Source organism: Micromonospora craterilacus (assembly GCF_003236315.1).
Classification (GTDB): Bacteria; Actinomycetota; Actinomycetes; order Mycobacteriales; family Micromonosporaceae; genus Micromonospora; species Micromonospora craterilacus.
This window is the reverse complement of record NZ_POTY01000331.1, coordinates 1-5,667: the sequence shown is the minus strand read 5'-3', so window position 1 is coordinate 5,667 and position 5,667 is coordinate 1. Positions and strand designations below refer to the sequence as shown.

Annotated in this window: 6 protein-coding genes; all 6 read left to right on the top strand. The window is 74.4% G+C overall.

Translation table 11 applies throughout. The annotated features are described in order from the left end of the window. Positions 1–1,791: dTMP kinase (gene tmk / locus C1I95_RS31350; protein ID WP_111219392.1), on the top strand; the 1,791-nt coding region annotated here is incomplete at its 5' end. After that, complete coding sequence (locus C1I95_RS31345; RefSeq protein WP_111219390.1) at positions 1,791–3,047, top strand: DNA polymerase III subunit delta'; 1,257 nt, start codon at positions 1,791–1,793, stop codon at positions 3,045–3,047. The genes tmk and C1I95_RS31345, both read left to right, overlap by 1 nt. 154 nt (positions 3,048–3,201) lie before the next feature. After that, a complete protein-coding gene (locus tag C1I95_RS31340) occupies positions 3,202–3,531 on the top strand; it encodes a YbaB/EbfC family nucleoid-associated protein (protein ID WP_111219388.1) in 330 nt (109 codons plus the stop codon). Position 3,532: 1 nt separating this feature from the next. Next, the gene (locus C1I95_RS31335; protein WP_111219386.1) at positions 3,533–3,838 is read left to right on the top strand and encodes a hypothetical protein; all 306 of its coding nucleotides are present in this window, start codon (positions 3,533–3,535) and stop codon (positions 3,836–3,838) included. Beyond that, entirely contained in the window at positions 3,838–4,539 is a 702-nt protein-coding gene (locus tag C1I95_RS31330) for a hypothetical protein (RefSeq protein ID WP_111219394.1), read from the top strand. Before C1I95_RS31335 ends, C1I95_RS31330 begins: the two co-directional genes overlap by 1 nt. 288 nt (positions 4,540–4,827) lie before the next feature. Next, complete coding sequence (locus C1I95_RS31325; RefSeq protein ID WP_111219384.1) at positions 4,828–5,664, top strand: PSP1 domain-containing protein; 837 nt, start codon at positions 4,828–4,830, stop codon at positions 5,662–5,664. Positions 5,665–5,667: the final 3 nt, after the last annotated feature.

The window sequence follows — 5,667 nt, the reverse complement described above, 5'->3', positions numbered from 1 at the left end:
GTGGTGGTGGGGTGGGCCGCCATCGCCACCTTCCTGATCGAGACGGTCACCCTGCTGTGGATCCCGGCCAAGGAGGCCGCGGTCCCGAACCTCATCCCGCGCGCCCGGCTGGAGGCCGCCAACCAGCTGACCCTGATCACCACGTACGGCCTCACGCCGGTGCTCGCCGCAGTCGTCGCGGCGGTGCTCGACCGCAGCGTGCGGGCGATCGTCGGCGGGGACATGCCGGCCTGGGCCGAGCCCGCACAGCTCGCGCTCTGGGTGAACGCGTTCTCCCGGCTGGCCACCGCGCTGGTGGTGGCGTACGGGATCAAGGAGATAAGCCAGGGACGAGCCGACGGGCAGCAGCGCGGCGAGCAGAGCATGTTCCGGCAGTTCATCGAGGGCTGGCGATTCATCGGGCACACCCCGCTGGTCCGGGGGTTGGTGCTCGGCATCCTCGGCGCGTTCGCCGGCGGCGGCATCGTCATCGGCACCGCGCAGTTCTTCGCCACCTCGCTCAACGCCGGTGACGCCGCGTTCTTCCTGCTGTTCGGCGCGATCTTCGTCGGCCTGGCGCTCGGCATCGGGCTCGGCCCGATGATCGTGCGGGACATGTCCCGGCGCCGCTGGTTCGGTATGAGCATCGTGCTGGCCAGCGCCTCGGTGATGACCCTGGCCTTCGCCATCCACCTGTCCATGGCGATCGTCGGGGCGATCCTGGTCGGGGCCGGTGCCGGGATGGCCTTCCTGTCCGGCACCACCCTGCTCGGCGGCGAGGTCGCCGACGAGGTCCGTGGCCGGGTCTTCGCCGTGGTGCAGATCGGCACCCGGCTGGTGCTGATCCTGGCCATCGCGCTGGGCGGCCTGCTGGCCGGTATCGGCGGGTCGCGAACCGTGGACGTCGCCGGTGCGCAGATCTCGGTCTCCGCCACCCGCCTGCTGCTGCTCGCCGCCGGTGTGGCCGGGATCTTCGCCGGGATCAGCGCGTTCGGCCAGATGGACGACAAGAAGGGCGTCCCGGTATTGGCCGACCTCTGGGGGTCGATCCGGGGCCGCCCGCTGATGCCGGCCGAACCGTTCGTCTCGGCCGGGCTCTTCGTGGTCTTCGAGGGCGGCGAGGGCGCGGGCAAGTCGACCCAGTTGGCCGAGCTGGCCGAGCGGTTGCGGGGCGAGGGGCGGGACGTGGTGGTCACCCGGGAGCCGGGCGCGACCGGCATCGGCACCCGGATCCGGTCGCTGGTGCTCGACACCTCCGCCGACGATGCGCCCTCGCCGCGCGCCGAGGCACTGCTCTACGCCGCCGACCGGGCCCACCACGTGGCCACCGTGGTCCGGCCCGCCCTGGTCCGGGGCGCCGTCGTGATCAGCGACCGGTACGTCGACTCGTCGCTGGCGTACCAGGGTGCCGGCCGTACGCTGCCGGTCGACGAGGTCTCCTGGCTGTCCTCCTGGGCCACCGGCGGGCTCAAGCCCGACCTGGTGGTGCTGCTGGACGTCGACCCGCGTACCGGGCTGTCCCGGGCCGCCGCGCGCAACCAGGCCGCCGACCGGCTGGAGGCCGAGTCGGTCGCCTTCCACGAGCGGGTCCGGTACGCCTTCCTCGACTTTGCCGCCGCCGACCCGAAGCGCTACCTGGTGCTCGACGCCGCCCGCCCGGCCGACGAGATCGCCGAGCGGGTGGCCCGCCGGGTGGAGGAGCTGATCGACGCCGCGGGCGGCGTGGACCACCCGGGTCCGGCGAACGGGCCGGACACCCCGGTGCAGTCCGAGTTATCCCCATCGGAGCTGGTGACGACGGAGCGGACCTGATGCCGGACGCCTTCGCCAACCTGGTCGGGCAGGACGAGGCGGTGGCCACCCTGCGCCGGGCCGCCGCAGCGGCTGCGGCCGTCCTGCGCACCGCTGGCGAACGGGCGGAGCCCACGGCCGCACCGGCGCAGGACGCCGACGCGGCCTCGGCCGGGTCCGGCGGTGACCCGGGGGCGGGGATGACCCACGCGTGGATCTTCACCGGCCCACCCGGGTCGGGCCGGTCGGTCGCGGCGCGGGCCTTCGCCGCCGCCCTCCAGTGCCGGCACGGCACCGGCTGCGGCGAGTGCCCCGGCTGCCACACCACGCTCGCCGGTACCCACGCCGACGTGCGGCTGGTGGTGCCCGAAGGGCTCTCCATCGGCGTCAACGAGATGCGGGCGCTGGTGCTCCGCGCGGCCAGCACCCCGTCCGGCGGGCGCTGGCAGATCGTGATCATCGAGGATGCCGACCGGCTCACCGAGGCGGCCGGAAATGCGCTGCTCAAGGCGGTGGAGGAGCCACCGCCGCGGACCGTCTTCCTGCTCTGCGCGCCGTCCACCCACCCGGACGACGTCTCGGTGACCATCCGGTCGCGGTGCCGGGTCGTACCCCTGCGGCAGCCGCCGGCCGCGGCGGTGGCCGAGATGCTGGTCCGCCGGGACGGTATCGCGCCCGACGTGGCGCGGTGGGCGGCTGCGGCCACCCAGGGGCACGTGGGGCGGGCCCGGCGGCTGGCCGGCGACCCGCAGTCCCGCGCCCGGCGGGAGGCGGTACTCGCGGTGCCGCGCCGGCTGACCGGCGTGGGCGCCGCGTTCGACGCGGCGTCCGCGCTGATCGAGGCGGCCGAGGCGGAGGCCGCCGCGTCGGTCACCGAGATCGACACGGCGGAACGCGCGGCGCTGGAGACGGCGCTCGGCGCGGGCGGCACCGGCCGGGGCGCGGCGGGCGCGGCACGGGGTGCGGCCGGGCAGCTGAAGGACCTGGAGCGACGCCAGAAGTCGCGGGCGACCCGGGCTCAGCGGGACGCGCTGGACCGGGCCCTGGTCGACCTGGCCGCCTTCTACCGGGACGCGTTGACCATGGCGCTGGGCGCGCCGGTGGCGCCGGTGCACGCCGACACCGCCGAGTTGGCTGACGCCGGTGCCCGCAGTTGGCAGCCGGAGGGGGCGCTGCGGCGCCTGGAGGCGGTGCTCGCCTGCCGTACCGCGATCGAGGCCAACGTCAAGCCCCGGATCGCCGTCGAGGCCATGATGCTCGCCCTCTGGAAGGGCTGACCGGCACTCCCGGACGATGTCCGGCCAGGCGTCCCGCCGGCCGGATCGGTTTTCCACAGGCATCGACACGCGCAATTCGCGTGCGGTACGGTCCGGTGTGCCGTGGTGACGGTGGCGGCACGCAGAGTGAGGACGACTGGGGAGGAGCCCGCTGATGCCGCGGGGCGAGATCGACGAGGCATGGATCGAGGAGGCGGTCCGGCGCTACCGCCGGATCGAGTCGCTCCAGGCCGAGTTCGACCAGGCCGTGGCGACGGTCGAGGTCACCGTCCGGTCACCGGACGGTCTGGTCGAGGTGGTGGTGACCGCCAGTGGCCGGATCACCGACGTGCGGTTCCTCGGCCCACTGCACACCCGAGCGCCGCGCGACGTGGCCAATTCGGTGCGGGCCGCGGTCGCCGCGGCGGCCGATGCCGCTCAGTGGGCCAGGGAGAAGCTGCACAACGAGACCTTCACCGCCTACCGACCGCTGACGGGGGCCTGAGATGGACAGCCTTCGTGCCCTGGCCAGCCGTCTCGACGAGGCGAGCGCCACGCTGACCGCGCTGTCCCGTTCGGTCGCCGCCGGTGACCCGGCGCAGGTGGCGTTCGGCGCTGACGCCCCGGGCCGGCCGGGTGAGATCGGGCGGGCGCTGCACCGCCAGTGGGTGGCCGCCACCGGTGACCGCGCCCGGGAGGCGTACGCGGCCGCCGCCCATCTGGCGTCCGCGGCGGCGGCGCTGCGTCAGGCCGCCGACCAGTACACCGACACCGACTCCGTGGTCTCCCGCCGGTTGGTCGGGGAGGCGTGATGGACGCCCTGGACCGGCTCGCCGAGCCCGGTCTCGACCTGCTGCGCCGGGTCGACACCCTGCTCGCCGCCGGTGCTCCCGAGGGGCACCGGGTCTGGCCGCTGTTGCGGCGGATGGAGGTGCTGCCCGGCGAGGCGCTGCGCAACTTCCTCGACCTGCGTTCCGCGCCGCTGGCCGGTGCCGGGCACACCGTGCGCCGCCAGGTCCACGGGTACGACCACGCCTGCGCCGCCCTGACCGACCCGGTGCTCTGGTCCGGGCCGGCCGCCGCGTCGTACGGGCAGTCCCGGGCGACGCTGCTGCGACACCTCGACGAGGGGCCGGAGAGCCTGGTCGGGCGCCTGGAGGCGACCGCCAGTTACGCCGACGCGCTCGCCGACTGGGTGGAGGGCAGCCGGCTCGCGGTCGCCCGAGTCCTGGCCGACGTGCTCGGCTCGGCAGAGGCGGTGGCGGTCGCCGCAGCCACTTCGGTCACCCGGGAGTCGTCCCATTCCGGGCCGTCGTCGCCAGGTGCCGCCGGTGCCGCCGAGATCGCCGCCCGGGTGCTGGCGGTGCTCGGTGTCGCCTACGACGGAGCGGAGACCCTGCTCCGGCAGTGGGCGCCGAGCCTGGCCGAGTCCCCCTGGCGCCCGGCCGGCAACCGGTCCCGCCCGGACGCTGGCGGTCTGCCGGGCACCCGGACGACCCGTGTGGGCTGGTAGCCGCCGCCCGGGCAGGGCACACGGCGCCGCCCACAGGCACCCGTTCGGGTCGCCCGTCAGCGGCGCCGTGACCCTTTCCTGCACCCCCCGCAGGTCTTTCCTCACTCAACGCCGCCAGCTCCGGTTTGTCCCGCCCGTCGCGGAGGTTTCAGCCGTCCGGCCCGGCATCGTCGTACCAGTAGCTGGGACAGGGGTCGGTCGAGTCGACAATCATGGATGTCTGCATGGTGCGGTCCCGCGTCACCGCGGCCGGGCGCGATCCCGGCGCAGCGTCGTAGGGTGAAGGGCATGGGCATGCTCTGCGCGGTCAGTTTCCAGCGGTACGGGCGCCTCTATTACCTCGATCCGGGCGAGCTGCGCCCGCAGGTGGGCGACAAGGTGCTGGTCCCCACCGACGACGGTCCCGAGGTGGCGGAGTGCGTGTGGGCCGCGCAGTGGGTCACCGAGGACACCGACGGCTTCCCCCGGCTGGCGGGGCTGGCGGAGGAGGAGGATCTGCGCCGGGACGAGACGCTGCGGCGACGCAAGGCCGAGGCGAAGATCGCAGCGAAGCGGCTGATCCGGGAGCACGAGCTGCCGATGAAGGTGGTGGCGGTCGACCACGTGCTCGGCAGCACCGATGGCGGCGAGCGCAGCACCATCTACTTCACCGCGCCGCACCGGGTGGACTTCCGCTCGCTGGTACGCGATCTCGGGGCGACCCTGCACTGCCGGGTGGAGCTGCGCCAACTCTCCGCGCGGGACTCGGCGCGGGTGCAGGGCGGCATTGGCTCCTGCGGGCGTGACCTGTGCTGCGCCACCTTCCTGAACGACTTCGAGCCGGTCACCATCCGGATGGCCAAGGACCAGGACCTTCCGCTCAACCCGCTGCGCATCTCCGGCGCCTGCGGCCGGCTGATGTGCTGCCTGAAGTACGAGCACCCGCTGTATCAGCGGTTCCAGGAGTCCGCCCCGGAGGTCGGCACCCGGGTCTCCACCCCGAAGGGGGAGGGCCGGGTGGTCGGCCACAGTGTCCCCCGCGACGCCGTCACCGTCCGCCTCGACGCCGACGGCTCCCGCTGTTCCTGCTCCCGCGCCTCCGTCTGCGCCCCCCGCCAAGCCCACGACCAGCACTACACCCCCTGACCC